The 25,714-nt window shown below is 59.7% G+C and carries 27 protein-coding genes, 1 tRNA gene and 2 pseudogenes; 7 read left to right on the plus strand and 23 right to left on the minus strand.

Annotated elements, in window-relative coordinates:
- Nucleotides 1-119: 119 nt before the first annotated feature.
- The 4 genes from AD666_RS20390 to AD666_RS20405 all read right to left on the minus strand — a co-directional run bounded on the left by AD666_RS20390 (nucleotide 120) and on the right by AD666_RS20405 (nucleotide 4,447).
- Nucleotides 120-1,052: a D-2-hydroxyacid dehydrogenase gene (locus AD666_RS20390; protein ID WP_053155843.1), complete on the minus strand. Its 933-nt coding sequence runs from the start codon at nucleotides 1,050-1,052 to the stop codon at nucleotides 120-122.
- A gap of 123 nt (nucleotides 1,053-1,175) precedes the next feature.
- Nucleotides 1,176-1,469, minus strand: a complete 294-nt coding sequence (locus AD666_RS20395; protein ID WP_053155846.1) for a YcgL domain-containing protein — start codon at nucleotides 1,467-1,469, stop codon at nucleotides 1,176-1,178.
- A complete protein-coding gene (gene rnd / locus AD666_RS20400; protein WP_053155849.1) occupies nucleotides 1,466-2,599 on the minus strand; it encodes a ribonuclease D in 1,134 nt (377 codons plus the stop codon). The genes AD666_RS20395 and rnd overlap by 4 nt, the downstream gene beginning before the upstream one ends.
- 198 nt (nucleotides 2,600-2,797) lie before the next feature.
- A complete protein-coding gene (locus tag AD666_RS20405) occupies nucleotides 2,798-4,447 on the minus strand; it encodes a phosphoethanolamine transferase (protein WP_053155852.1) in 1,650 nt (549 codons plus the stop codon).
- Between the two features lie 340 nt (nucleotides 4,448-4,787).
- On the opposite strand from AD666_RS20405, the pseudogene AD666_RS20410 reads away from it, so the two are divergent.
- Nucleotides 4,788-5,075, plus strand: a pseudogene (locus AD666_RS20410) (LysR family transcriptional regulator); the annotation flags it as partial.
- A gap of 58 nt (nucleotides 5,076-5,133) precedes the next feature.
- Here the strand turns inward: AD666_RS20410 and AD666_RS20415 are convergent.
- Together AD666_RS20415 and AD666_RS20420 are read right to left on the minus strand one after the other, a co-directional pair.
- Entirely contained in the window at nucleotides 5,134-5,499 is a 366-nt protein-coding gene (locus tag AD666_RS20415; RefSeq protein ID WP_053155858.1) for a 5-carboxymethyl-2-hydroxymuconate Delta-isomerase, read from the minus strand.
- A gap of 132 nt (nucleotides 5,500-5,631) precedes the next feature.
- On the minus strand, nucleotides 5,632-6,603 hold the full coding sequence (locus AD666_RS20420; RefSeq protein ID WP_053155861.1) for a LysR substrate-binding domain-containing protein: 972 nt from the start codon (nucleotides 6,601-6,603) through the stop codon (nucleotides 5,632-5,634).
- A gap of 146 nt (nucleotides 6,604-6,749) precedes the next feature.
- Between AD666_RS20420 and AD666_RS20425 the strand changes: the two genes are divergently transcribed.
- Nucleotides 6,750-6,941 (plus strand): DUF1508 domain-containing protein, encoded by a 192-nt coding sequence (locus AD666_RS20425; RefSeq protein ID WP_041023896.1) that lies wholly within the window; start codon nucleotides 6,750-6,752, stop codon nucleotides 6,939-6,941.
- Nucleotides 6,942-7,040: 99 nt separating this feature from the next.
- On the plus strand, nucleotides 7,041-7,406 hold the full coding sequence (locus AD666_RS20430) for a cupin domain-containing protein (protein WP_053155864.1): 366 nt from the start codon (nucleotides 7,041-7,043) through the stop codon (nucleotides 7,404-7,406).
- A gap of 20 nt (nucleotides 7,407-7,426) precedes the next feature.
- Here the strand turns inward: AD666_RS20430 and AD666_RS20435 are convergent, their stop codons facing one another.
- From AD666_RS20435 to dapA, 9 genes and pseudogenes are all read right to left on the minus strand, one after another.
- On the minus strand, nucleotides 7,427-8,197 hold the full coding sequence (locus AD666_RS20435) for a phytanoyl-CoA dioxygenase family protein (RefSeq protein WP_053155867.1): 771 nt from the start codon (nucleotides 8,195-8,197) through the stop codon (nucleotides 7,427-7,429).
- A gap of 13 nt (nucleotides 8,198-8,210) precedes the next feature.
- The gene (locus AD666_RS27050; RefSeq protein ID WP_371259613.1) at nucleotides 8,211-8,999 is read right to left on the minus strand and encodes a methyl-accepting chemotaxis protein; all 789 of its coding nucleotides are present in this window, start codon (nucleotides 8,997-8,999) and stop codon (nucleotides 8,211-8,213) included.
- 69 nt (nucleotides 9,000-9,068) lie between these two features.
- Nucleotides 9,069-9,890, minus strand: a pseudogene (locus tag AD666_RS27055) (MCP four helix bundle domain-containing protein); the annotation flags it as partial.
- A gap of 94 nt (nucleotides 9,891-9,984) precedes the next feature.
- Nucleotides 9,985-10,689 (minus strand): tRNA (adenine(22)-N(1))-methyltransferase TrmK, encoded by a 705-nt coding sequence (locus tag AD666_RS20445; protein ID WP_053155872.1) that lies wholly within the window; start codon nucleotides 10,687-10,689, stop codon nucleotides 9,985-9,987.
- A gap of 101 nt (nucleotides 10,690-10,790) precedes the next feature.
- Nucleotides 10,791-10,880: transfer RNA gene (locus tag AD666_RS20450), tRNA-Ser, on the minus strand.
- An 83-nt stretch (nucleotides 10,881-10,963) separates the two neighbouring features.
- Nucleotides 10,964-11,677, minus strand: coding sequence for a phosphoribosylaminoimidazolesuccinocarboxamide synthase (purC, locus tag AD666_RS20455; protein ID WP_030141208.1), 714 nt, complete (start codon nucleotides 11,675-11,677; stop codon nucleotides 10,964-10,966).
- Nucleotides 11,678-11,704: 27 nt separating this feature from the next.
- Nucleotides 11,705-12,463, minus strand: a complete 759-nt coding sequence (locus AD666_RS20460) for an MBL fold metallo-hydrolase (protein ID WP_053155874.1) — start codon at nucleotides 12,461-12,463, stop codon at nucleotides 11,705-11,707.
- Between the two features lie 4 nt (nucleotides 12,464-12,467).
- On the minus strand, nucleotides 12,468-13,583 hold the full coding sequence (gene bamC / locus AD666_RS20465) for an outer membrane protein assembly factor BamC (protein ID WP_053155877.1): 1,116 nt from the start codon (nucleotides 13,581-13,583) through the stop codon (nucleotides 12,468-12,470).
- A gap of 17 nt (nucleotides 13,584-13,600) precedes the next feature.
- The gene (gene dapA, locus AD666_RS20470; RefSeq protein ID WP_053155880.1) at nucleotides 13,601-14,479 is read right to left on the minus strand and encodes a 4-hydroxy-tetrahydrodipicolinate synthase; all 879 of its coding nucleotides are present in this window, start codon (nucleotides 14,477-14,479) and stop codon (nucleotides 13,601-13,603) included.
- 317 nt (nucleotides 14,480-14,796) lie between these two features.
- On the opposite strand from dapA, the gene AD666_RS20475 reads away from it, so the two are divergent.
- Nucleotides 14,797-15,357: a glycine cleavage system protein R gene (locus AD666_RS20475; RefSeq protein WP_053155883.1), complete on the plus strand. Its 561-nt coding sequence runs from the start codon at nucleotides 14,797-14,799 to the stop codon at nucleotides 15,355-15,357.
- 10 nt (nucleotides 15,358-15,367) lie between these two features.
- The gene (locus AD666_RS20480; protein ID WP_053155886.1) at nucleotides 15,368-15,841 is read left to right on the plus strand and encodes a peroxiredoxin; all 474 of its coding nucleotides are present in this window, start codon (nucleotides 15,368-15,370) and stop codon (nucleotides 15,839-15,841) included.
- Between the two features lie 115 nt (nucleotides 15,842-15,956).
- Here the strand turns inward: AD666_RS20480 and AD666_RS20485 are convergent, their stop codons facing one another.
- Both AD666_RS20485 and AD666_RS20490 read right to left on the minus strand, forming a co-directional pair.
- Nucleotides 15,957-17,027: an AI-2E family transporter gene (locus tag AD666_RS20485; RefSeq protein ID WP_053155889.1), complete on the minus strand. Its 1,071-nt coding sequence runs from the start codon at nucleotides 17,025-17,027 to the stop codon at nucleotides 15,957-15,959.
- A 29-nt stretch (nucleotides 17,028-17,056) separates the two neighbouring features.
- Nucleotides 17,057-17,296 (minus strand): sulfurtransferase TusA family protein, encoded by a 240-nt coding sequence (locus tag AD666_RS20490; protein WP_053155891.1) that lies wholly within the window; start codon nucleotides 17,294-17,296, stop codon nucleotides 17,057-17,059.
- Nucleotides 17,297-17,393: 97 nt separating this feature from the next.
- Between AD666_RS20490 and AD666_RS20495 the strand changes: the two genes are divergently transcribed.
- Nucleotides 17,394-18,827: a M48 family metalloprotease gene (locus AD666_RS20495; RefSeq protein ID WP_053155894.1), complete on the plus strand. Its 1,434-nt coding sequence runs from the start codon at nucleotides 17,394-17,396 to the stop codon at nucleotides 18,825-18,827.
- Between the two features lie 125 nt (nucleotides 18,828-18,952).
- Here AD666_RS20495 and AD666_RS20500 read toward each other — a convergent pair whose 3' ends face one another.
- The 4 genes from AD666_RS20500 to rpoE all read right to left on the minus strand — a co-directional run bounded on the left by AD666_RS20500 (nucleotide 18,953) and on the right by rpoE (nucleotide 22,771).
- Complete coding sequence (locus AD666_RS20500; protein WP_053155897.1) at nucleotides 18,953-20,380, minus strand: DegQ family serine endoprotease; 1,428 nt, start codon at nucleotides 20,378-20,380, stop codon at nucleotides 18,953-18,955.
- 235 nt (nucleotides 20,381-20,615) lie between these two features.
- Entirely contained in the window at nucleotides 20,616-21,560 is a 945-nt protein-coding gene (locus AD666_RS20505; protein WP_053155901.1) for a MucB/RseB C-terminal domain-containing protein, read from the minus strand.
- An 11-nt stretch (nucleotides 21,561-21,571) separates the two neighbouring features.
- Nucleotides 21,572-22,159, minus strand: a complete 588-nt coding sequence (locus AD666_RS20510; protein ID WP_053155905.1) for a sigma-E factor negative regulatory protein — start codon at nucleotides 22,157-22,159, stop codon at nucleotides 21,572-21,574.
- A 30-nt stretch (nucleotides 22,160-22,189) separates the two neighbouring features.
- The gene (gene rpoE, locus AD666_RS20515; RefSeq protein WP_003172477.1) at nucleotides 22,190-22,771 is read right to left on the minus strand and encodes an RNA polymerase sigma factor RpoE; all 582 of its coding nucleotides are present in this window, start codon (nucleotides 22,769-22,771) and stop codon (nucleotides 22,190-22,192) included.
- A 556-nt stretch (nucleotides 22,772-23,327) separates the two neighbouring features.
- Here rpoE and nadB point away from each other — a divergent pair.
- Entirely contained in the window at nucleotides 23,328-24,944 is a 1,617-nt protein-coding gene (gene nadB / locus AD666_RS20520) for an L-aspartate oxidase (RefSeq protein WP_053155907.1), read from the plus strand.
- On the opposite strand, the gene AD666_RS20525 is transcribed toward nadB, so the two are convergent.
- Nucleotides 24,913-25,365, minus strand: a complete 453-nt coding sequence (locus AD666_RS20525) for a protein YgfX (RefSeq protein ID WP_053155909.1) — start codon at nucleotides 25,363-25,365, stop codon at nucleotides 24,913-24,915. The genes nadB and AD666_RS20525 overlap by 32 nt on opposite strands.
- Nucleotides 25,349-25,603 carry a succinate dehydrogenase assembly factor 2 gene (locus tag AD666_RS20530; protein WP_053155913.1) on the minus strand — a complete coding sequence of 85 codons (255 nt, stop codon included), beginning with the start codon at nucleotides 25,601-25,603 and terminating at the stop codon, nucleotides 25,349-25,351. Before AD666_RS20530 ends, AD666_RS20525 begins: the two co-directional genes overlap by 17 nt.
- Between the last annotated feature and the right edge of the window lie 111 nt (nucleotides 25,604-25,714).

Here is a 25,714-nt window from a genome sequence, read left to right on the forward strand (position 1 = left end):
ACAAAGCAAAAATGTGGAAGCGGGCTTGCTCGCGAATGCGGTGTGTCAGACAAGTGAATATCGACTGATACACCGCTTTCGCGAGCAAACCCGCTCCCACAAGTTTGAATCACAGTGGTTCAATACCCCCGGGCGAAATCCACTTCCCCACGCAGGGCTTCGCCCGCCTGATAAGCCCGCAGGTTCTCCAGAAATAACTGCGCCATCATCGGTGGCGATGTTGGAGCCGAACTGTGGCCGGTCAAGAGCAGGCCCCAGGCCGTCCAGAACGGGTGACGCTGCGGCAGGGGTTCCTGGCGGCAAACGTCGATCACCGCACCGGCCAGATGCCCTTCCTTCAAGGCATGCACCAGGTCCGCATCCACCACGGCCACCCCGCGTCCGGCATTGATGAACAGTGCGGTAGGCTTGAATCGCTTGAACAGCGCCGCGTCATACACATCATGGGTCTGGGGCGTGTTGGGCAGCAGGTTGATGACATAGTCCACCTCGCCCACCAGGCGCGGCAGGTCCTTCATCGTGCCGACTTCGACAAAAGGCGCCAACTCCCGAGCCTCGCTGGCAATGCCATAGAGGTGCACGCCAAACGGTACGAGGAACTTTGCCACGCACTGGCCGATATCACCGGTCCCGACGATCAACACCTTGCGACCTGCCAGGCCCTGTCCCTGCCGATGGTCCCACTTGCGCTCCACCTGGCTGACCAGACGCGCCAGCACCTCGCGTTCGTGGCCGAGCATATAGGTCAGCACGTACTCAGCCATCAGCTGGCCGAAGATGCCCACGGCGCGGGTCAGGCGGTAGTCCCGGGTCAGGCCCTCGGCCAGCAACGGCGTAATGCCTGCCCAGGTTGACTGCAGCCAGCGGGGTCGATGGCCCTGGCGCAGCAGAGTCGCCAGCAGATCGGGTTGGCCGAGCCAGACCGGGCAGTCGGTGGCCAGGCGCGACAGTTCGGCGGAGTCGCCGCTGGTCAGGACTTCGATATCGGATGCAGCCTGGCGCAGCAGCTGGGCGTACACCGCATGGTCGTGTTCGGCAATCAGAACGCGCATGAATCAAACCTTTCAAAAACAGTGCAAACGACCGCCGACAGAGTGTCGCGCCATCCATGCGGCGAACGTCAAAAAAATCCAATGTGTTTCAAGAGGCCCCAGGACGGGCACCTCAGGAGCGCGTCAGACCGGATCGTTGCGTCGCAGCAGCTCTTCGGGCAGATGTTCGATGTACTCGTCTTCAGCCGGTGGCATCTGCAGGTGATACCCCTGGGTATCGAGGTTTTCCAGCACCTTGTTGATGTCCTCCCGGGACAACTGCCGCTCGGGACTCAGCACCAGATCGAACACGTGGGTCGCTTTGCCGAAGGCAGCCAGCAAGGGCTCCGGTACTCGCGCCAGCGCATCGCTCTTGAGCACATACAGGTACATCTCGTTCTTCTTCGAGCTGCGGTAGATGGAGCAGATTCGTTTCAAGGCTGTTCTCCGGCAGTGGCCAGGCTGTCCAGCAGCGCCTGGCCCATCAATTCGCGGCGCCAGCCACGCAGCGAATCGGGTAATTGGTAAGGCCCCTCGGGGAAGCCGCTCTTGATCAGCGCTTCGAGGGTTTTCTTGCGCAGCATCAGCTCAGGGGCAATTCCCAGCCGTTCGGCTTCAGCCTGCCCCAGCGCCCGCAGACGCTTGACCAGGGCCGAGGCCTCGATCGGCAACGGCTCCGGTACGGCCGGCGGCCACTGCTCGGGCGGCACACTGGCGGCACGTTGGATGAGGTCCAACAGGAATTCGCCATCCTGGCGCACGGTACGCGGATGCATGTCTTCGATTTTTGCCAGCGCACCGAGGTTATCCGGCTGCGTACGGGCCAGGGGCCACAGCGAATGTTCGCGAATGATGCGATTGCGCGGCAGATCCCGAGCCCGCGCTTCCCGCTCACGCCAGGCACACAGCTCGCGCAGCACGGCCAATTGCGCCCGGGACAGTTTCCAGGCCAGCTTGGCTTCGCGATAGACCTCGTAGGGATCGACTTCGCGGCGCAGGTTGGCAACCAGCTCGGCGCCGTCCTCCAGGACCCAGGCGTACTTCTCGTCGGATAGCCTTGGGCGTAGTTGTACGAAAACTTCCGCCAAGTGCACGGCATCTTCAGCCGCGTAGCTGATCTGCGTCTCGGACAGTGGCCGCTGTAACCAATCGGAACGGGTCTCCCCCTTGGGCAATTCGATGCCCAGTACGTCCTGCACCAGCCGCGAATACCCCATGGAAAAGCCCAGGTTCAGATAGGCGGCCGCCAGTTGGGTATCGAACAACGGCGCGGGCAGGCTGCCCGTCAGGCGCAGCAGCACTTCAAGGTCTTCGCTGCAGGCATGCAACACCTTGAGCACTGCCGGGCTTTCCAGCAATGCCGCCAGGGGCTGCCAGTTATCGATGGTCAAGGGATCGATCAGGTAGGCACGCGTGCCATCGCCGATCTGCAGAAGGCCGGCGATAGGGTAAAAGGTGTCGACCCGCATGAATTCGGTGTCAAGAGCGACGAAGGGCAACTGTTGCCATTCGGCGCAAAACCGATCGAGGCTATCGTTGTCGCGAATCCAGTGAATATCGATGGCCACACGGCTCTCCCTTGAAGAATGGCGCGCAGTATATATCGCCGTCAGCGATTGCGAGCATCCATAGAGCAAGAGCCTGAGAGAAATCGCCTTCGCAATGGCAAGAATAGTCCTACATTCGGATTTATCGCACGACAGGTGATGCCGCGCGTGGCTCGCAGGACCAGTTTGATGAAGAGCAGAACGATCCTGCGAGAAATGTTATTGGCGAGCCAGCACACCGTCGATCACTGCGCCGCGACAGTTGGCGAACATGTCCAGGTCCGGGTTGTAGACCTGACTGTTGACTTCCAGCAACCCGAGCATCGAGTGGAACAGGTTGTCCTGGGTCAGAGGCTTGTCCCGACTCAGTTGCAGGCAGTGAGTGTCGACCGAAAAGGATTTCTGATAGTTGTCGGAGAACCAGGCAAGCATCGCCACGTGCTTCTGCTGCTCCGGGGCCAGCATATAGGGCGTGCCATGAAGAAACAGGTTGTATTCGCCCAGGGACTCGCCATGGTCCGACAGATACAGCATTGCCGTGTCGACTTTATCCTGATTGGCCCGCAGCAGATCGATCAGGGTCGATAGCACATGATCGGTGTACACCAGCGTGTTGTCGTAGCCGTTGACGATGCTTTCGCGACTGCAATTGTTCAACGCGTTGCTTTCGCATACCGGGGTGAAATGCTCGTACTCCTTGGGGTAGCGCTTGAAGTATTCCGGTCCATGGCTACCCATCTGGTGCAATACTAGCACCGTGTCCTTGTCCAGGGTGTCGATGAAATGCTGCAGCCCCTGCAACAGGATCTCATCGCGACATTCACTGTTGGCACACAGGTCCGGGTCCTTGAGATTGCTCACGTCCTGCACGGTAACCCGGTCGCAGGTGCCCTTGCAGCCAGACTGGTTGTCCCGCCAGATGACTTCCAGGCCGGCACGCTTGAGAACGTCCAGCAAACCCTCTTCGTTCCTGGCCTTGCTGGCGTCATAGCCCTTGCGTCCCATGTTGGAAAACATGCACGGCACTGACACGGCGGTTTCGGTACCGCAGGAATGCACATCGGTGAAGGCGATCAGGCCCGCCTCATGGTTCAGTTTCGGCGTGGTGTCGCGGTTATAGCCAAGGATGCCGAAGTTCTCGGCGCGGGCGCTTTCACCCACCACCAGTACCGTCAGGGATTTGCGGGCGTGGGTTTGCCAGGCCGGGTTACGACTCGCATCCTCCCCCAGCTTGATGAACGGCTGTTCGGCGGAAGCGACCTGCTCGTGCAAGTACCCGAACGCCGCGCCGATGTAGTTGCTTGGCACGAGCATCAGGCGCAACTCGTGATGATTGCGAAACAACGACGACAGCCCCTGATAGTTGGCCAGGGCAACCACACCGATGATCGCCGCCGACGCCACGCCGACGATCAACTTGCTTAACAACTCTCTGGGCCACCGGCGATATTCGACAGGTGTCTTCAACAATAACCAGGACGGCACTATGCCCAGCAGCCCCAAGTAGGCAAACAACTTAAATGACAATAGATCGCGAACTTCCGTAGCGTTGGTTTCCGCGAAGTTGCGAAACATGCCAGCATCCATCAGCACGCCGTATTGGGCCATGAAATAGGCGACACCGGCGCTGATTAAAAACAGCGATACCAGCAAGGGCTTGAGCAGTGGACGGAACGCCACGAAGGTCAGCACGAGGTTGAAAGCCCCGAGAATCATCGCGCCGAATGCCAGGCATACCAGCACACCCCGACCATCGGCCGCCGTGATGGTCAGCAGGTGTTCCCACAAAACAATATTGAAGGCAACTAACAAGAAGGCACTGGCGATCAGCGTCACCCACTCGGGGCGCACGGCTTTAATAGGCAGCATGATGATTGACGGTTTCCTGAAAGTTGCTTTTCGAAAATAATTGCCGGAATAAAGTGTGAAAAACTCGTTTTCACGGCAACCTGAACTTTAGGTAAGCCACCATCAATTTTTCGTGAAAAAGTTGCTACTAAATTATTTTTTAAGCGATACACCCCAGGCACCTGGTCGACAACCGAACCAGGTCCCGGCCGCTATCGTGCCTGTCGTATTCCCTACATTATCTGTCCCGTTCCCGACCGTGAAACCGCCTGCGCGGCATTCACTTGGGACCATCGTTCCGTTAGGATCACCGATCTGGTTTGCGCAAGATCCGCGCAAGGAGCACAGCGAGAAGCAATGGATGCTGAACAGTAACGCCCTCAGAAAGCTCGATATGCAGGACCTCATGGTGTTCAGCGCCGTGTACGAGCAAAGCAGTGTCACCGGTGTGTCCGAAGCACTCTGTGTCAGTCAATCAACCGTCAGCTACTGCCTGAAGAAACTGCGGACCTGTTTCAAGGACGAACTGTTCGTCAATACCCGCACCGGCATGCGTCCTACCTATAAAGCTGTAGGCATGTACGACCATGTGCGCACCATCCTGCACAGCATCAATTCGTGTCACGCCGGTACAAGCGTCTCGCAGCCAGACAGTCTGGCTGAGACAACAGATGATCCAGGCCTGCACCGCCCGTGACGACTGAGCGTCAATTGTCAATGATGGCTTTCGCGTAGGGGCCCCGGTCCAGGTCGACGATCTCTACACTGCACTGCACGTTGAGGCCAGTTGGCCATGGGCCCAGCTCCTGGACCACGACCAGCAGGCTGTCCGCCAATTGCTTCTTTATTTCCGGAGAGCGACCGCTCAGCAAGGACAGTTTCACGTGTACAAACCCCCGCTCGCCCAAACCGGTTCCAACCCGGAAGTGCTCGAGCTTCGTGGCTCGGCTCTTGATGTCCGACTCGGCTGCGAACTGACCGGAAGCGACCAGTGCGTTGTTCAAGCGCAGCAACGCCACATCGGCATTCAGCTCAGGCAGGTTGGCGGTGTACTCAAGGTGCAGGTGAGGCATGTGTTCGACTCCGGTTCGAAAAGGGGCGGTGTGGATTCCAGTCGACGCCACCATACCCCGACTTAATTCTCAAGCACAGAACACTTTGGCGGGATCGAGCGAGGATGGGAGCAAGGCTTGCCCGCGATGGGGTTAGCGCGCCTGCCGGGGAACCTGGTAGCCTTCATCGCGGGCAAGCCTTGCTCCCGCACCCACAGCCTCGGCATCACCCATGAACGCCTCCAGCCGGGAGCGCAGCCAGCGTTCGGCCGGATCATTGTCGACATGGCTCAGCCAGACCATGGACAAATCCAGGGTCGGGGTCTTGAAGGGAAAGGGTTCGTTGAACAGCTGACCCGAGGCGGCCATAGCGACGGCCGTATAGTCCGGCAGGCTGGCGATCATATCGGTACCGGCCAGCAATGCCGGCAACGCGCTGTATTGAGGCACCGACAGCACGACATGGCGCTTGCGGCCGATCTCGGCCAGCCATTCATCCGCGAGACCGGCAATGTTGGCGGTGTGTGAAACCAGCACGTGAGGCCGTGAACAGTATTCATCCAGCGTCAGCAGCGTGTCCGACGCATCGGCTCGCAACACCCGTGGCTGAATCTGTCGCAACAGTTTTCGCTTGGCGTTGGCCGGCAATCCCCGGGTCTGGCTGATGCCCACGGTAATGTCGCCCGACGCCAGCAAATCCGGAATTCGCCAGTAATCGACATGCTGGACCACGAACACCACTTGCGGCGCTTCGTGCCGCAGGTTGCGCAACAGCGGCGGCAACAGGCCGAACTCGACATCGTCCGACAGGCCGATGCGGAAGGTCATGGTACTGCTGGCGGGATCGAAATCATGGGTCAGGCTCAACGCCGCCGAGAGCGAATCCAGCGCCGGCGACAAATGCTGGAAGATCTCCTCGGCCCGGGCCGTCGGCTCCATGCGATGGCCGATACGAATGAACAACGGATCATTGAACCGCGCACGCATCCGATTGAGGGCCGAACTGATGGCCGGCTGGCCGAGAAACAGTTTTTCCGCCGCCCGGGTCACGTTGCGCTCAAGCATGAGTGTCTCGAAAACCACCATCAGATTGATATCGGCCTTGCGCAATTCGTTACGGTTCATCCGTCGCCCCCTGATGCTGACATCAATAGCAATATCTCATAACCCTTGGAAACGTATTTGCGATAGCGAAAATTTTCATCTTGGCTAGTCTTTCGACGTCATGTTCAAAACATGTCTTGAACAAGTAAATCGCAGGGAGCGAACCGATGTATTTTGAAATCTACAGACAGACCCGAGGCACTCAGAGCAGCGGTAAAGGCCAATGGCGCTGGCGCTTGAGGGCCGGCAACCACGAAACGATCGCCAGCGGCGAATCCTATGTGAACAAGGCAGACTGCCTTCACGTCATCGGGTTGATCAAGAATGTGCAGGGCGAGACGCCTGTGAAGGAAATCTGACGCAGCGTCACGCCTACATCCTATTAGCTGCTCCGCCGGGCTCCATGCCTGGCGAACAACTTTTTTACGACCTCCCCCAGTCCAAAGCGAGCACCTTCGATGAACAGGCACTCACCCATCAACCTCATTCAGAAATATGCCCTGTTCCAGGATCAGTGGGCACCGAAAGTCGTGGCTGAAATGAACGACTACCAGTTCAAGGTCGCCCGACTTGAAGGCGATTTCATCTGGCACTCCCATGCCGACACCGATGAAACCTTCATAGTGTTGGAAGGGGAGCTTCGTATCGATTTTCGCGACGGCTCGGTGACAATAGGCGCAGGCGAAATGTATGTGGTCAAGAAAGGCGTCGAGCACCGGCCCAGTGCCGCTCGGGAAGCGAAGGTGTTGCTGATCGAACCTCGCGGGGTCATCAACACAGGCGAAGCCCATGAGCGAACCGCGGATAATGATGTCTGGATCTGACCGGGCAGCCCGTCACGGCGTCAATCGTATTCCGCTTCCCGATGGTCGCCTAACAGGCGCCGCTGGCGAGGTGTTGCGGCAGTCAGGACGGCAGGGTTGAACCGCCAGTGCAGATAAGGCGAAAACTTCTGCGCGACCATGCGCCGGCCATAATGCACTTGCAGCAGATAACGGGTGCGATCGGTGGTGCGGTTGTCACTGCCCGCATGCCACAACTCACTACGCAGCACCAGCACGTCGCCCGCCTTGCATAACACCGGCTGCGCAGAATGTCCTGCCCATTGCGTCTCACCTGCCACAGGCGCCCGTCCCGCCCGATGGCTGCCAGCAATGACACGCGTTGGGCTCAAATCGGCATCGATGTCATCCAGATAAAACTGTGCGGTGACAATCTGCATCGGCAGCTCGAAGGCTGGATCCGCGAGCAGGTCCGGCGGCAACGCCATCGCCAGATAATCCACGTGTAATGGAGCCCCGACGAAACCGGGGTGGCAGCGCCAGGCTGTCTGGCCGATGATGTGACAATCATCCCCCAGCGCGGCTTCGGCCAGATCGATCACCCCTTCCATATCCAGAAATGGCAGCCACAACGGGTCGCGATTGAAGACACATTTGTAGTGGTCGATGACGCCGCTGTAGTCCCAGTGCATGGGTGCGAGGTGATCGATTGCCTGACGCAGTTCGGCAATCTGCGTATGAGTCAGTACGGCGGGCATCAGGACGAAACCGTCCTGATGCAGGGCACGCAGGCGCTCATGAGTGAGCGTCGTGTCAGATTCTGGAGCAGACACTGTCGCATTTGCCTCAGGTGCGGAAGCGGCCGATCAGTTCCGCCAAACCTCTCGACAGACTGGAAAGCTGTTGGCTGGCAACCATGCTCTGCGCAGAATTCTCTGCCGCTTCGTTGGACAGATCACGAATGTCGGAGATGTTCCGGGCGATTTCCTCGGTAACGCTACTCTGTTCTTCACAGGCATTGGCAATTTGTGCCGCCATGTCATTGATACGCTCGATCGAACCACTGGTGCCGCTGAGCACCTGATCGACACCGGCAGCGCGCTCGACACTGTCACGGGCCTTGCTGCTGCCGACTTGCATGGCTTGCACCGCCCTGGCAACACCGCTCTGCAGTCGCTCGATGCGAACCTGAATATCCTTGGTCGAATCCTGGGTACGCGCCGCCAGGGCCCGGACTTCGTCGGCTACCACGGCGAAACCACGCCCCTGTTCGCCAGCCCTGGCGGCCTCGATGGCCGCGTTCAGCGCGAGCAGGTTCGTCTGCTCGGCAATACCACGAATCACTTCCAACACCGCACCGATGCTTGAGGTTTCTTGAGCAAGGGCCTCGATGGTAACCGAGGCGGTCTCGACCTCCTGGGCCAACTGGCGGATCGATTCGATGGTACTGGTGACGACTTCCGTGCCATCCCGGGAGCGGCTGCTGGCTTGCTGCGCGGCGTCCGAAGCGCTCACTGCGTTATGCGCCACCTCATGCACTGCCGCGCTCATCTGGGTCGCAGCGGTACTCACCTGATCGAGCGCCGCATGTTCGCTGCTGATCAGTTGATCGTTGGTCGCGGCCATGCTGGCCATCGCACGGGCCGCAGCCTCGACCTCACCGGTAACCCGACCCACCTCGGCGATCAGCGGCTGGAGCTTATCGAGGAAACGGTTGAATGCACTGCCAAGCTGTCCCAGCTCGTCAGCCGAACGCACTTCGAGACGCCCTTTCAGGTCGCCACCACCCTCGGCGATCTGCTCGACGCGATGAAGCAGACGACGCATGGGAGTCAGCACGACAAGCGGCAGGACCAGAACGACCACGATGCCACCGAGCAGACCGATCAACAGGACCCCGCCCTGGAACATTCCCACGGCCTCGCCGTGTTCGATCGCTGCGTCCCCTTGACGGTGCGAGGCCTCCTCCTCGAGTTCGCCCAACTTGTCGATGGCATCGCGCATTGCCTCGAACAGGCGCTCGCTGTCAGCAAAACTCAGGGCGCTGGCCGCTTGCGGATCCCCCACCGACAAGTCAATCACGCGTCGTGAAACCTGTGTCCATTGGGCAAAGCTGTCGTTGAACTGACTCACCAGAGCCAGCGCATCGGCACCAGGCTGCATGGCTGCGTATTTCTGGACACGGTCATAGGCTTGCTTCGTGTTCTCCCCGTGACTGGCGCTCAACGCTTTCAGATGCTCGTTGGCATGGCCGTCGAGCAGGCTGCGCTCGGCCACAAAAGCCTGATAAAGATCACGATCGGCATTGAGCAACAGACTGATGGCTGGCAAATAACGCTTGGTCAACTGCGTGCTGGACTCGGTCACCTCACCAATGCCACGCATGCCCGACCAGCCCATCAGAACCAGCAACACCACGAGGAAAGCGATGGGCAGGGTAATTTTCCAACGGAAGCCAAGGTCGGCAAAAAACCGCAACATGGTGTCGCTCCTTTTGTGGGGATTGACCTGCCTATCGGCAGACATGTCTTGAGCTATAGACCATTAGTCCAATTGTCACAAAGAAGTGACAGGTCACTGACCTGGAAACTGGAATTCGTTTCGAACCGGAACGTAACAACTACTGGCCTCTGGCCAACAGATTCGTAATCCATCGAACCTGCCGGACCATGTCCTCCATCCTCTCCTCGGGCACGGCTTGCCGTGCCCTGGCAAAGCGGGCCAGGGTCTTTTCCTTCAGGCGCAGCAGGCGTTGCCATTTGAGCAGGAACGCTGGACTGCGGACCTGCATCAGCAGCGGACCGAAGTAGAGCTCCTCGGCGGTGTACGTCACCGGTCCGTCGCGCTCGGCGACGATGATTTCGTAGTCGAAACGGTTTTCCCGCAGCACCTCTTCGAAGAGGATGCGGTAGTCGTTGTCCATCAGCCATTGGCGCAATGGCCGCTCGCCACCGTTAGGCTGCAGGATCAGCCGCTCCTGACCGCTCATGCGCGACTTGCCGCTGTCCAGGATGTCCCGAATCGTCTCGCCGCCCATACCACACAAGCTGACCGCCGTGATCCCGTCCCCCGGCTCGATGGCCGCCAGGCCATTGGCCAGGCGCACAATGATCTGCTGTCCCAGGTCGTTCTCACGCACGGTGCGTTCAGCCGAACGAAACGGCGTCAACGCCACCTCACCGGCCACTGCCATTGAAATGATCCCTCGGCGCATCAGCGCCACTGGCAGGTAAGCATGATCCGAACCGATATCGGCCAGGCGCGCGCCCGCAGGCACATACGCGGCTACACGCTCCAGGCGCATGGACAATGTCTGTTCGTTCAACGGTTGCCTCTTTTCATCAAAAATGTGACCTGACGAAACGCCGGAAACGAAAAAGCCCCTGAAATGATTAACCATTTCAGGGGCTTAGACGTGTTCAATAGTGGCGGAGAGATAGGGATTTGAACCCTAGGTACTGTTGCCAGTACAACGGATTTCGAATCCGTCCCGTTCGGCCACTCCGGCATCTCTCCAGTGGCGCGCATCATACCAGCACATTCGCCGGAAGCGAACCCCCGAGCGAATTTTTTTCCGTGCTATCAGATGCTTGCGTCGATTACAGCGGTACACCCAGGCGCTGGGCGACTTCTTCGTAGGCTTCGATCACATCGCCGAGGCCTTGGCGGAAGCGGTCCTTGTCCATCTTCTTCTTGGTGTCCTTGTCCCAGAGACGGCAGCCGTCCGGGCTGAATTCGTCACCCAGGACGATGGAGCCGTCGCTGAACACACCGAACTCGAGCTTGAAGTCCACCAGCAGCAAGCCGGCGTCGTCAAACAGTTTGGTCAGTACGTCGTTGACCTTGAGGGACAACTCCTTCATGCGCGCCAGTTGCTCGGCAGTGCCCCAACCGAACGCCACGACGTGGGATTCGTTGATGAACGGGTCACCCTTGGCGTCGTCCTTCAGGAACAGTTCGAAGGTGTAAGGGTTGAGCTTCATGCCCTCTTCTACACCCAGGCGCTTGACCAGACTGCCGGCGGCGTAGTTACGCACGACGCACTCGACCGGGATCATGTCCAGCTTCTTGACCAGGCATTCGTTGTCGCCCAGCAGCTTGTCGAATTGGGTCGGCACACCGGCCGCTTCGAGCTTCTGCATGATGAAGGCGTTGAACTTGTTGTTCACCATCCCCTTGCGGTCGAGCTGTTCGATGCGCTTGCCGTCGAACGCCGAAGTATCGTTGCGAAACAGCAGGATCAAGCGGTCGGCGTCATCGGTCTTGTAAACCGACTTGGCTTTGCCGCGGTAGAGTTCTTCACGTTTTTCCATGATGGGCTCCGCTTGCTAAGTAGTGGGCTAGGCGATGTGTCGCCAGTCGAGCCCTGAATCTTGATCGGCCAGTTGCAGCCAGTCCGGGTCGCACCCGAGGGTGTCGACAAAACATTGCCGGGCCAGCTGCGGCAGGTTGTTCTTGCTGCTCAGATGGGCCAGGACCAGGTGTTGCAGGCCCTGCCAGCCCAACTCGGCCACCAGGTACGCCGCCTGGTGGTTATTCAAATGTCCGCGCTCCCCGCCTACCCGCTGCTTGAGGAAGTATGGGTAGTACCCACTCGCGAGCATGTCGCGACAGTGGTTGGACTCGATCATCAACGCATCAAGGTCCCGGTAACTGTCCATGACCCTGTCGCAATACGAGCCCAGGTCGGTCAACAGGCCAAAGCGCCGCTCACCGTCACTGAAAACATACTGTGTCGGTTCGCGGGCGTCATGGGCCACGCTCACCACGCTGATATCCAGGGCACCTATGCGCAGTTGCTCGCCACCCGCCACGAAACCGGCGGGTTCCAGGGGCTTGCGCAGGCCGCCCAACGTGCCACGGCTGAGGTAGACCGGCAGATTGTAGCGCCGAGACAGCAACCCCACGCCATGCACGTGGTCGGCATGTTCGTGAGTCACGAGTATCGCGCTCAATTGCGCCGGATGCACACCCAGGCGCAGCAGGCGCTTCTCGGTTTCCCGCAAGGAGAAACCACAATCGACCAACACATACGTGCCGGCGCTGGCGACCAGCGTGCCGTTCCCTTGGCTACCGCTGCCGAGAACGGCAAAACGCATCGGATCAGCCCAGGTTATCCTGAATGACGCCCAACACCTTGCGGGCCACATCGGCCGGCGCCACGGTGTTGATGTTCTTCTCGACCGTTACCTGGACGTTCTCGCCCACTTTGCTCAGGCGAACCTGATAACGTTCGGCACGGGCTTCGATTTCTTCCTTGTCCGGCTTGCTGCCGAACAGACCACTGAAGAAGCCAGGCTTCTCGTCTTTCTTCTCGGCTTTTTCGGCGAGGTTGATGTAATACAGGCCCAGGCTGCGGTTGATGTCTTCAACTCGCCATTCGCCCTGCTCCAGCGCACGACCGACGCTGGACCATGCACGATCCAGATCGGAGCCGACGTTGAGGACCGGGTTACCGCTGCCGTCTTCGCTCAGGCTGACACGGCTCGGCGTGTCGAAATCCCGGGAAGCCAGCATCGAGACCGAACCGCCCTGTTCGGCGGAGCGACTCATGCTGGCGAGCATGTCGTCCACCAGCGCAGCGTCGAGGCCGGTATTGACCGAACGGTTGGTGAAGGCCACATCGGCGGTGCTGCCGGCAGGACGCTCGGCGCTGACGACGTAGATTTCACTGGTGTTGCGCTGCACGCCCGGCTCGATACGCACCCGTACGCGGGATTCGCTGTCGCTGGCGACACCGGCTGCGCTCAGGCGCTTGCCCATGGCGGCAGACAATTCATCGGCGTGTTGCCAGGTGGTGGTGAACTCGCCGGTTTGCGGGCGCTGCTCGTCGATGCGGAAACCGTTGTCCTGGAAGAACTGGATCGCCACGGGCCAGACTTCGGCCGGCGGATGCTGAGCCATGACCCAGCGCGTATCGCCGCTTTTCTGCAAGGTGTAATCGCTGGCATCGGCCATGGCCGACAGCGGTTGCGGACGAGGGACGACGTACTCGCCCTTGACGCTGTCATCCGCCACGTTACGTGGAATCGGCAGCAGCGGATCCAGGCGCTTGGCGACGTGGACATCCGGCGGCAGTTGCATCGGTGCGGTCTGTTGCGCGTTCAGGTAATCGCTACCCCGATCGCGGAAATAACCTTCCGGGCCCCAGATCCATCCACAGCCACTGGTGCTGGAGATAATCAAGGCAAGTGCGGAAAGTCCGGCAATTCGCTTCATGCGGTGTACTTCCTCAATTAAACCAGGACGCCGGACTGGCGCATGGCCTGCCGCAGCGGTTCTTGACAAGCATTGCTGAGCCAGGTGAGCGGCAGGCGAATACCTTCATGCATCAGGCCCATTTCCACGAGCGCCCATTTCACCGGAATCGGGTTGGCTTCGATGAACAGGTCCCGGTGCAACGGCATCAGTTTTTCGTTGATGGCCCGTGCTGTCGCCGCATCGCCCTTGAGCGCTGCCTCGCACATATCGGCCATTTCCCGGGGAGCGACGTTGGCGGTGACGGAGATGTTGCCCTTGCCACCCAGCAGGATCAGCTCGACCGCCGTTGGGTCATCGCCGGACAGCAGGATGAAATCCTTGTCCACGCCATCGAGGATGGCCTTGGCGCGCTTGAGGTCGCCGGTGGCTTCCTTGATGCCGATGATGTTCGGAACGGTGGAAAGACGAATCACGGTCTCGGCCTGCATGTCGCAGGAGGTGCGGCCGGGAACGTTATAGAGGATTTGCGGGATGTCGACCGCTTCGGCAATGTGCTTGAAGTGCTGGTACAAACCTTCCTGGGTCGGCTTGTTGTAGTACGGGACCACCAGCAGGCAGGCGTCGGCGCCGGCTTCCTTGGCGTTGCGGGTCAGCTCGACGGCTTCGCGGGTCGAATTGGCGCCGGTGCCGGCGATCACCGGAATGCGTCCGGCGACCTGATTGACCACGGCCCGGATGACTTCGATATGTTCGTTGACGTCGAGGGTCGCCGATTCGCCGGTGGTGCCGACGGCGACGATGGCATGGGTACCGTTTTCAAGGTGGAAGTCCACGAGTTTGCTGAGGCTGCCCCAATCAAGACGCCCTTGTGCATCCATGGGTGTGACCAACGCCACCATACTGCCCGCAATCATGAAACCGCTCCTGCCGGAAAAAGAGAGCCGTAATGGTACTGGCGCCAAGATGCTTGTACAAGCGAACTCCCATTCCCCTGGGCGATGGTTTTCGCTACCCTTCAGACTTTGATCGGTACCGGTCAGCTCATATGCCGGTTCCCAGCCTCCGTTTTCGTCGCCACAAGCCCCATGCCTGCGTTTGCCCTGGTGCATTTCCGTCATTATGGAATACAGCGCAACCCCAGGCACAGGGCTTGAGTCGTTCGGTTTCCGTAGGTCGGGCACCGTGCCGAGAGACTAAAGGTACCGACCGCTCATCGCTTTAGGAATGCTGCATGTCCACCCCCACAGTCCGCGAACAATTCCTTGTTATCAGTGCCCTTGGCGCCAACCCCATGGAGCTGACTAACGTCCTGTGCCGCGCCAGCCATGAAAACCGCTGCGCCGTCGTGACTTCACGCCTGACCCGTCATGGCGAATGCAGTGCGCTCGTGCTTGAAGTCTCCGGCAGCTGGGACGCCCTGGCCCGCCTGGAAGGCAGCCTGCCAGTGCTGGCCAAGAAATATGCCTTCACTGTCAACGTGGTGCGCAGCGCCGCGCTGGAAAACCGTCCACAGGCTCTGCCCTACGTGGCTTACGTAAGTTCGGCCTACCGCCCGGACATCATCAACGAGCTGTGCCAGTTCTTCATGGACCATCACGTTGAGCTGGAAAACCTGACCTGCGACACTTATCAGGCCCCGCAGACCGGCGGCACCATGCTCAACGCCACGTTCACCGTGACACTGCCGGCCGGCACCCAGATCAGTTGGCTGCGCGATCAGTTCCTGGACTTCGCCGATGCGATGAACCTGGACGCCCTGATCGAACCGTGGCGCCCACAGAACCCCATGTAAGGAAGCATTCATGGCCGTTGCCGTCGACCAGCCGGTTACCGATTTCCAGGCGCCCGCCACCAGCGGGCAGACCGTCAGCCTTTCTGCCCTGAAAGGCAAGCAGGTGGTGATCTACTTCTATCCCAAGGACAGCACCCCGGGCTGCACCACCGAAGGCCAGGGTTTTCGTGATCAATACGCACAGTTCAAGGCCGCCAACACCGAAGTGTTCGGGGTCTCCCGGGATAGCCTCAAGTCCCACGAGAACTTCAAGTGCAAGCAACAATTCCCGTTCGAGCTGATCAGCGACAAGGACGAAGCCGTCTGCCAGCTGTTCGATGTGATCAAGTTGAAAAAGCTGTATGGCAAGGAATACCTGGGCGTAGACCGCAGCACGTTCCTGATCGACAAGGACGGCGTGCTGCGCCAGGAATGGCGTGGCGTGAAAGTGCCCGGGCATGTGGAGGCGGTGCTGGCGGCGGCTCAGGCGCTCAATAAGGCCTGAGGCTCTTATTGTCTGCCAGGCCCTATCGCGAGCAGGCTCGCTCCCACATTGGATCTGTGTTGGTGCATAGATCCCTGTGGGAGCGAGCCCGCTCGCGACGAGGCCATCGAGCCAACTACAGCAGCGGCGCCACCACCGGCTCCTTGCTCGGCCATGCATCCAGCACTGCTTTGATCAGCGTCGCCAGGGGAATCGCGAAGAACACGCCCCAGAATCCCCACAACCCGCCGAACAACAGCACCGCGCAGATAATCGCCACCGGATGCAGGTTCACCGCCTCGGAGAACAGCAACGGCACCAGGACATTGCCGTCCAGCGTCTGGATAATCCCATAGACCGCCATCAGATAGATGAACTGGTCGCTCCAGCCCCACTGGAACAGCGCAATCAATGCCACCGGCACGGTCACCACCACGGTCCCGACATACGGCACCACCACCGAAATGCCCACCAGCAAAGCCAGCAACGCCGCGTAATTGAGCCCCAGGGCGACAAAGCCGATATAGGTCACGCTACCGCAGATGAAAATCTCGATGACCTTCCCGCGAATGTAATTGGCGATCTGGCGATTCATTTCCTGGGCCACACGGGTAATCAACGCCCGTTCGCGAGGCAAGTAGCCACGCACCCAACGGCCGATCATCTCCCGATCCTTCAGAAAGAAAAACACCAGGATCGGCACCAGCACCAGGTAGATCATGATGTTCACCAGCAACGGCAAGCTGGACAGCGAGAACGTCAGCGCCCATTGGCCGAACTTGCCAATCTGCCCGCGTACCACCTCGATGGTCTGCAGCACCTGCTCATCGGATACGAGGTGCGGATAGCGCTCGGGGAGCAGCAATAGAAGGGACTGCCATTTGGCAAGCATCCCGGGCAATTCATTGAACAAGGTCACCAACTGGTGCCAGAGTAGTGGCACGATGACCACCATAAACACCACCAGCAGGCCCATGAACAAGGCAAATACCAACCCGACCGCTGCGGTTCCGGGCAACCGCAGGCGCTCCAGCGTGGTGACCAGACCTTGCATCAGGTAGGCCAGCACCATCCCCGCCAGCACCGGCGCCAGCATGCCGCCCAGGGTCAGGATGGCCGTAAAAGCCAGGAACAGCAGGACGGCCAGCACCACAGCCTCTTCATCGGAGAAGTAGCGCTGGAACCAGTCACGTAACACTTTGAACATTAAAAATCCTTAACGAGCACGGTCTTTTTTCAGGCTTTCTTCAGCCAGTAACGGTAGACGCCGTTATCGTCCTCTTCATGCAGCAGCGTATGACCGGCGAGCCGGGCAAAGGTGCGGAAATCGCGTTGCGAGCCTGCATCCGTGGCGATGACCTTGAGCACAGCGCCGCTGGAGAGGCGATTGAGCTCCAGCTTGGCCTTAAGCAACGGCAACGGACAGTTCAGGCCGCTGGCGTCCAGTTCGGCGTCATGGTCAACAGCATCGGTCATCGGTTCACTCCGGACAGGTCTCTGGGCGACCTAGAATATCTGGTCCCGAGCCCGGTGTCCGGCTACAGTAGGATCTTTGTCGACAAAGGCCCCGTGCATGACCTTTCTGCGCCCCACCCTGCTGACGCTCGCTTGCCTGCTTGCCTCACCGGGCTTCGCCGACGACCTGCCGTCACTTGGCGATGCCAGTTCTGCCATCGTTTCGCCAGAACAGGAACACCAACTGGGTCGTGCGTGGCTGGCCTTGCTGCGCAGCCAGGTTTCTCAGCTCAATGACCCACAGCTCAAGGATTACGTTGAATCCAGCGTCTACAAGCTGGTGGAGACCAGCCAGGTGAATGACCGGCGCCTGGAATTCATCCTGATCAACAGTCCCCAGCTCAACGCTTTCGCCGCCCCCGGCGGAATCGTCGGGGTCAATGGCGGCCTGTTCCTCAACGCCCAGACCGAAGGCGAATACGCCTCTGTCATGGCTCACGAACTGGCGCACTTGTCGCAACGCCACTTTGCCCGCGGCGTCGAAGCCCAGCAACGCATGCAGGTGCCGATGATGGCAGCGCTTCTGACCGGCATCGTGATCGCCGCGGCCGGCGGCGGAGATGCCGGGATCGCAGCCATTGCCGGGACCCAGGCAGCTGCCATTCAGGAACAACGGCGCTTCTCGCGCCAGAACGAGCAGGAAGCCGACCGCATCGGCATCCTGAACCTGGAAAAGGCCGGCTATGATCCACGTTCGATGCCGACCATGTTCGAGCGCCTGATGCGCCAGTACCGCTTCGACGCCAGACCACCGGAATTCCTGCTGACTCACCCGGTGACCGAGTCCCGGATCGCCGACACCCGCAACCGTGCCGAACAGACCAGGCCGGGCGGCATCGAAGACAGCATGCGCTATCAGTTGATCCGGGCACGGGTCCAGTTGATCTACGAGGAAACCCCTGGCCTGGGCGCCAAGCGCTTCCGCGCGCAACTGGATGAAAACCCGAAGAACGACGTGGCTCGTTATGGCCTGGCGATTGCGCAGATCAAGGGCGGTCAGTTGAACGAAGCGCGAGAGAACCTCAAGCCGCTGCTGGCCAAATCACCTAACGAGATCATCTACAACCTGGCCCAGGTAGATCTGGACATCACCAGCAACCGGCTGCCAGAGGCCCAGTCCCGTGTGGAGCGGATGCTGAGCCTGTACCCCGCCAACTATCCGCTCAATCAAGTGCGCGTCGACCTGCTGCTCAAGCAGAACCGCCCTGTCGATGCGGAGAAAGCCCTGGAAACGTTGCTCAAGACGCGCCCATACGATCCGGACGTCTGGTACATGGTGGCCGAGACCCGCGGACTGTCGGGCAACATTATCGGTTTGCACCAGGCCCGTGCCGAATACTTTGCCCTGGTGGGCGATTACCGTCAGGCCATCCAGCAACTGGACTTCGCCAAGCGGCGTGCCGGCACCAACTTCCCCCTGTCGTCACGCATCGACGCCCGGCAACGAGAGCTCATGGAGCAGGAACGCATGGTCAAGGACATGATGGGCTGAGGAAGGCCGGAGTTTCGAGCCCAGGCACACCCGCTCCCACAGAGCCTGCATAGGCCGCCGCTCCAATTTGCACGCACAAAAAAACCGCCTCTTTCGAGGCGGTTTTTCGTTGAACCACTAACCGGTCATTCGGCCAGCTTGAAGGTGATGAAGCTCGCACGCCCCTGACGCAGGACTCGCATCGACACCGAGCGATTCTTCGGCAACGCCTTGGCGATATCGGTGAACTCCTTGGCAGAGCTGATGGCCTGGTTGTTCAGGTGCGTGATGATGTCGCCTGGCTGCAGACCAATCAGGGCGGCCGGACCGTCCTGCACTTCCTTGATGACTACACCGCCCTGCAGCTCCAACGCTTTTTTCTGCTCTGGCGTCAGCTCGACCACAGCCACACCCAGGCGGTTGCTGCTGCGCTCTACGCCGGACTTGATCTGTGGGTCCAGCTCCGCGCCTTCCTCTGGGATGGCACCGACGGTCAACTCAACGTTTTTGCGCTTGCCCTCGCGAATGACTTCCAGGTTGGCCTTGGCACCGGCCTTCAATGCGCCCACCAGATGAGGCAGGTCCGCGGACATGATGATCGGCTGGTCGTTGAGCTTCAGGATCACGTCACCGACTTGCAGGCCACCCTTGGCAGCCGGACCACCTTCCTGAATCTGCGCCACCAGCGCACCGGCCGGTTTCTCCAGCCCGAAGGACTCGGCCAGGTCTTTATTCACTTCCTGGATGACAACACCCAACCAGCCACGACTCACTTTGCCTTCGTTTTTGAGCTGGTTGGACACGTCCATGGCGACATCGATCGGAATCGCGAAGGACACGCCCATGAATCCGCCCGAACGGGTGTAGATCTGGGAGTTGATACCCACCACCTCACCGTCGAGGTTAAACAGCGGACCACCGGAGTTGCCCGGGTTGATCGGTACGTCGGTCTGGATGAACGGGACATAGTTCTCGTTCGGCAGGCTGCGACCGATCGCACTGACGATGCCCTGGGTCACGGTGTGGTCGAAGCCGAACGGCGAACCGATGGCCACTACCCACTGGCCAGCCTTCAGGTCCTGGGACTTGCCGAGCTTGAGTACCGGCAGGTCCTTGCCTTCGATTTTCAGCAGCGCCACGTCGGAACGTGGATCGGTACCGACCAGCTTGGCCTTCAACTCGCTGCGATCGGCCAGGCGCACCAGGATTTCGTCGGCGTCGGCGATCACATGGTTATTGGTCAGGATGTAGCCGTCGGGAGAGATGATGAAACCTGAGCCCAGGGACTGCGCTTCACGCTGACGGCCACCGCCAGGCGAACGCGGCTGTGGCATCCCGCGCTCGAAAAACTCGCGCAGCATGGGCGGCAAACCTTCCAGGTCCGGCATCTGCTGGTCCGATACACGGCGATCCGGCAGCTTCTGGGTTGTACTGATGTTCACCACTGCGGGAGAGGCGTTCTCGACCAGGTGGGTAAAGTCGGGCAACTCGGCCGCCATGGCCGGAACGCCCTGACCGAGCACCAGCACGGTGGCGAAAATGGACAGATAGGTTTTCAAGCGTGGTATCGACATACGGCTCCCGTTACGACGAGCAGGGTTAAGCGATATGGACCAAGAGATACCGGTTGGAAAAAGACGCCGGTATTTTGGTTCCGGAAAAACAGGCAAGGCCAGAGCCGAGCGGCTCTGACCTAATAGAAAAAAAACAAAAAATTTGCAAATTAAAATGCTGACATGAAGTTTCGGCATTTCGATCAACCCCCGGCCTGACTGGCCTCTCGCATGATCGAACCACCGAAGCGGCACGTTATTGAGTCGCCGTGGCGTCAGAACGCATGGACAGAGCGATCCGTTCAGCGGTACCGATGGGGATCTCACCGACCACCGTGACCATCATTTCACCCTGGGGCGTTGTGAGGCGACGGGAAACGGCGGCCGTTGGCCCTAGCTGGGTACGGGTATCGGTGACGGTCGCACCGTTCAAGGGCTCCAGGAACACCGAGAAACGAGCCAGCCCATCATCGTACATCAGGCTGGTGACTTGGACATTGGTGTCCGGGTCCTTGCGCACGGTACTGCCGATCAATTCGAAGCCAGGTGGAAGCCAGTCCGAATGCCAGGCAGCTTTCGCCGTAGCGGACTTGCCAGCACCCTGCGCCACCGCCTTGCATTCCGCGCTGGCCTGCAGTTCGCTTTCCGACGGCTCGACCGTGTTCAGCCGCGTGTACTGGAACCGTTCGAGCAACTGTCCCTTGTCATTGAGCAAAAGGGACTTGAGCGGCAAGCCTGTCTCTTTGTCCAGGTGCAGTTCAAAAGCGTATCGATGCTGGTCCCTGGGCGTCAGGGAGATGATGACAGCCGGGCGCCCGGCCACACGCGACCTGCCGACTACGGCAAGGTCGTACCAATTCTTGAGTTTTTGCGGATCGAGCGCACGTGCAGTGCCTTCAGCATTCCCCAACCCCGGTGCCAGTGCACCGCTGACGCATTGTGTGCGCCCATCAACACGCAGGACCTCCTGTGCAGAACCGTCCTGCTGCAGCAAACGCTCGCGGACTTTACCGTCCTGGGCGCGATGCCAAATGTTATGAGTGGAGAAGCTGCCGTTGCGCTCGTAAACGAAAGTACCCTGGAAACTTTGCTGTTGCTCGGCCTGGCCCAAACGATTCAACCAGTCCTGAGCTTCATCGGCGTAGGCTGGAACAGCGCACCAGCCACCCAGCAGAAGCGTGAATAGAGGTATGGCGCGCAAGAGTCCTTTCCTTAACGATTTTCCAGGCTGGCTGCGCGAGCGTACGGCAGCGCGCTTTCGGTTCCTTTCAGGGCAGCCTGCTGGGCATGCTGGCGCAGGTAGCTGGGCAGACGCTGGTCATGCCAGCCTGGCTGGCCTTGCAGCACACCATTGACCATCGGGCCAGCGGTTTCCGAACCTTCACTGTAGCCTGCCAGTACCGCTGGTCCCTTGACCTGTGGCGCGGCGAGGCCTGGCTGGTTGGATTGTTGCGCCATTTGTACACCCGCGATTTCATCCTGGTTGTACAGACGAACACCCGCCAGAACGGCGACGGTAACCGAAGCGGCAACGGCCAGACGACCCAGGCTGCGCCATGGACCGCGGGAAGCTTTCGCCGGTACGGCTTCATCAGCCAATGCAGCAGAAACGGCCGCAGCGATATCCAGACGCGGAAGCAGCAGGTCCTTGTGCATAACAGCCCGGGCGATCTGGTAACGAGCCCAGGTCTCACGGGTTTCAACATCGTCGAAGGCATTCAATACCCGACGCAATTCCAGTTCGTCCGCTTCGTTATCCATCACTGCGGACAGCGATTCCTGCAGGGCTTCACGACTCATGGCGTTCCTCTCTTGGCTGTCGCCGCTGTCTCAGTTTTCCTGCAACAAAGGCTGCAGGGCTTTATCGATGGCCTCCCGAGCGCGGAAAATCCGGGAGCGCACGGTACCCACCGGACACTGCATGACGCTTGCAATGTCCTCGTAACTCAGACCGTCGAATTCACGTAAAGTTAACGCCGTACGCAAATCTTCGGGCAGTTGCTGGATGGTTCGATGGACAGTGCCTTCGATCTCATCCCGCAGCAACGCTCGCTCCGGTGATTCGAGGTCCTTGAGGCCGTGATCGCCATCATAGAACTCCGCATCCTCGGAACTCACATCACTATCCGGCGGCCGGCGGCCGCGTGAAACCAGATAGTTTTTCGCCGTGTTAATGGCGATGCGGTAAAGCCACGTATAAAACGCGCTATCGCCGCGGAAATTACCAAGTGCGCGGTATGCCTTGATAAAGGCTTCCTGTGCGACATCCTGGGCTTCATGGGTGTCGTGCACGAACCGCACGATCAACCCGAGAATTTTGTGCTGGTATTTCAGCACTAGCAGATCGAAAGCTCGCTTGTCGCCGCGCTGAACGCGTTCGACCAGCTGCTGATCCTCTTCCTGGGTTAGCATGAACACTCCTCGATAAGCTCGAAGGAGGCTTGCATGACTAATTGACCGGGCTTGCAAACATAGACTCGGGCTTTTCGCAAAAGTTCTCCCCCTTCAAAGCAAGTTTCCGGCGCGCTCTGATCTCGGCACGCACGAAAAACGCAGCCAGAGATTCCCCCGGCTGCGCGAATAATCTGTCGCCGGGGCTGCCGGCAGAGACTCGAATCGAAATCTTGCACCAGCCCGACGCTGCTCCCTTCTGCAGACAACCGTCTATTGAACCTGGTCGCTTGGCAAAAGTTCCCGCTATTTGTAGCCATTCAAACCGAACACCAGGCAACCTGCGCGTCAGACACCTTTCTTTCGAAAGGCCGGCTTGTCGCCCCTGGACGGACATTGTGACGTCGACGAAGCATGCCTCGCTTTTTGTCACATTGGTTTCATATTGCCATGAATGCACGGCTATTGTGCCGATCCCCCCCTCTATATACTAGTGGGCTGTGTGGCAGCCTGACCCGTTGAAGCGGATGTCTTGCGCCAACCCCGACCCGGGTCGCTTTGAGCGGAAACCTTTCGAATGAGCCAACAGTATCAACACGATGTTCTGGTAATCGGCAGCGGTGCCGCCGGATTGAGCCTTGCCCTGACATTGCCACAGCATTTGCGCATCGCCGTGCTGAGCAAAGGCGATCTGGCCAACGGTTCGACATTCTGGGCCCAGGGCGGCGTCGCCGCCGTGCTGGATGACACCGACACCATCGAATCACATGTCGACGACACCCTCAACGCCGGCGGCGGCCTGTGCAATCCTGAAGCGGTACGTTTCACAGTCGAACACAGCCGGGAAGCCATCCAATGGCTGATCGACCAGGGCGTACCGTTCACCCGTGGAGAACCATCCGGTACCGAAGACGGTGGCTTCGAATTCCACCTGACCCGTGAAGGCGGTCACAGCCATCGGCGCATCATCCATGCCGCCGACGCGACCGGCGCGGCGATATTCAAGACCCTCCTGGCCCAGGCACAGCAGCGGCCTAATATCGAACTGCTGGAACAGCGGGTCGCGATCGACCTGATCACCGAAAAGCGCCTGGGCCTGGACGGCGATCGTTGCCTGGGCGCCTACGTGCTCAACCGTAGCACCGGGGAAGTCGACACCTACGGTGCCCGCTTCGTGATCCTGGCTTCCGGTGGTGCCGCAAAAGTCTATCTTTATACCAGCAACCCCGATGGCGCCTGCGGCGATGGCATCGCCATGGCGTGGCGCTCGGGTTGCCGGGTGGCGAACCTGGAATTCAATCAGTTCCATCCCACCTGCCTCTATCATCCACTGGCTAAAAGCTTCCTGATCACCGAGGCCTTGCGTGGCGAAGGCGCCCACCTGAAGCTGCCCAATGGCGAACGGTTCATGCAACGCTTCGATCCGCGCGCCGAACTGGCCCCACGGGACATTGTCGCCCGGGCCATCGACCATGAAATGAAGCGCCTGGGCGTCGACTGCGTCTACCTGGACATCAGCCACAAGCCCGAGGCGTTCATCAAGAGCCACTTTCCAACGGTGTACGAACGCTGCCTGGAATTTTCCATCGACATCACCCGACAACCGATTCCAGTGGTACCGGCTGCGCACTACACCTGCGGCGGCGTGATGGTCGACCAGCACGGCCGTACCGACGTGACAGGCCTCTACGCCATTGGCGAAACCAGCTTCACCGGCCTGCACGGTGCCAACCGCATGGCCAGCAACTCGCTGCTGGAGTGCTTTGTCTACGCCCGCTCGGCTGCAGCGGACATCCTCGAGCAGTTGCCGCAGGTTGGTATGCCCGCGGCCCTGCCCTCATGGGATGCCAGCCAGGTCACCGACTCGGACGAAGACGTGATCATCGCTCACAACTGGGACGAACTGCGGCGTTTCATGTGGGACTACGTCGGCATCGTGCGCACCAACAAGCGCTTGCAACGGGCCCAGCACCGGGTGCGCCTGCTGCTGGATGAAATCGATGAGTTCTACAGCAACTATAAGGTCAGCCGCGACCTCATCGAGCTGCGCAACCTTGCCCAGGTGGCTGAACTGATGATCCGCTCAGCCATGGAACGCAAGGAAAGCCGGGGGCTGCATTACACGCTCGACTACCCGAACCTGCTGCCGGAGGCACTGGACACTATCCTGGTGCCGCCCACCTACGCCGACTGAACCTGAGCCGCACTCGCAGGCGCCGATGCACATCAGGCGCCTGCGCGTCGCGGGGCACGCAGATCGAGCGGATCCGCCGTTCACCGTTCAGGCGAAAACGCAGCACGACGATAAGTGGCAACGCCAGACTGTCGGGACACAGTTGCACTGCCTGCCAGCCGTTGTCCCTGTTCCAGAGCCACCAGCCATCAGGATCACGACGCAACCCACGAAAGGCCTGGCGATGGTTCAGCAAGAGATGGCGCGGTATCGTCCAGGCGCCATGGGCCAGGCACAGTGCAACGCCAAGCACTGCGAATCCGCCCGGGACCGATATCAGCAGCAACGAGCCCAGGGCAAACACCTGGGCCAGAAGATAGGCCACCAGCAGCTGCCTGGAGGCCTGCCAGCGGCATTCGAAGCGGTTATTTTGGCTGGACACGGTCCAGGATCATCCGGACCATGCGCTGCAGCTCCGGGTCTTCGGACTCGCTGCGCTCCATGAACCAGCCGAACATGTCCTGATCCTCGCACGCGAGCAGGCGGACATAGCACGCACGGTCCGCTTCATTAAGATGGGGATAAACCTCTTTCACGAATGGCACCAGCAATACGTCAAGCTCGAGCATGCCGCGACGGCTGTGCCAGTAGAGGCGATTCAGTTCTACATCTTCGACCATGGAGCGCTCCTCAAATAGAGCGCAAGTATACAGGCACGGTCGCGGCGGAACAGACCGCTTTGGTCGGGCACCACCAATCCTTTGTGAACTACCCATTTCAAGGGCGCCCCC

The organism is Pseudomonas sp. Pf153 (assembly GCF_001269775.1).
GTDB classification, from domain to species: Bacteria; Pseudomonadota; Gammaproteobacteria; order Pseudomonadales; family Pseudomonadaceae; genus Aquipseudomonas; species Aquipseudomonas uvaldensis.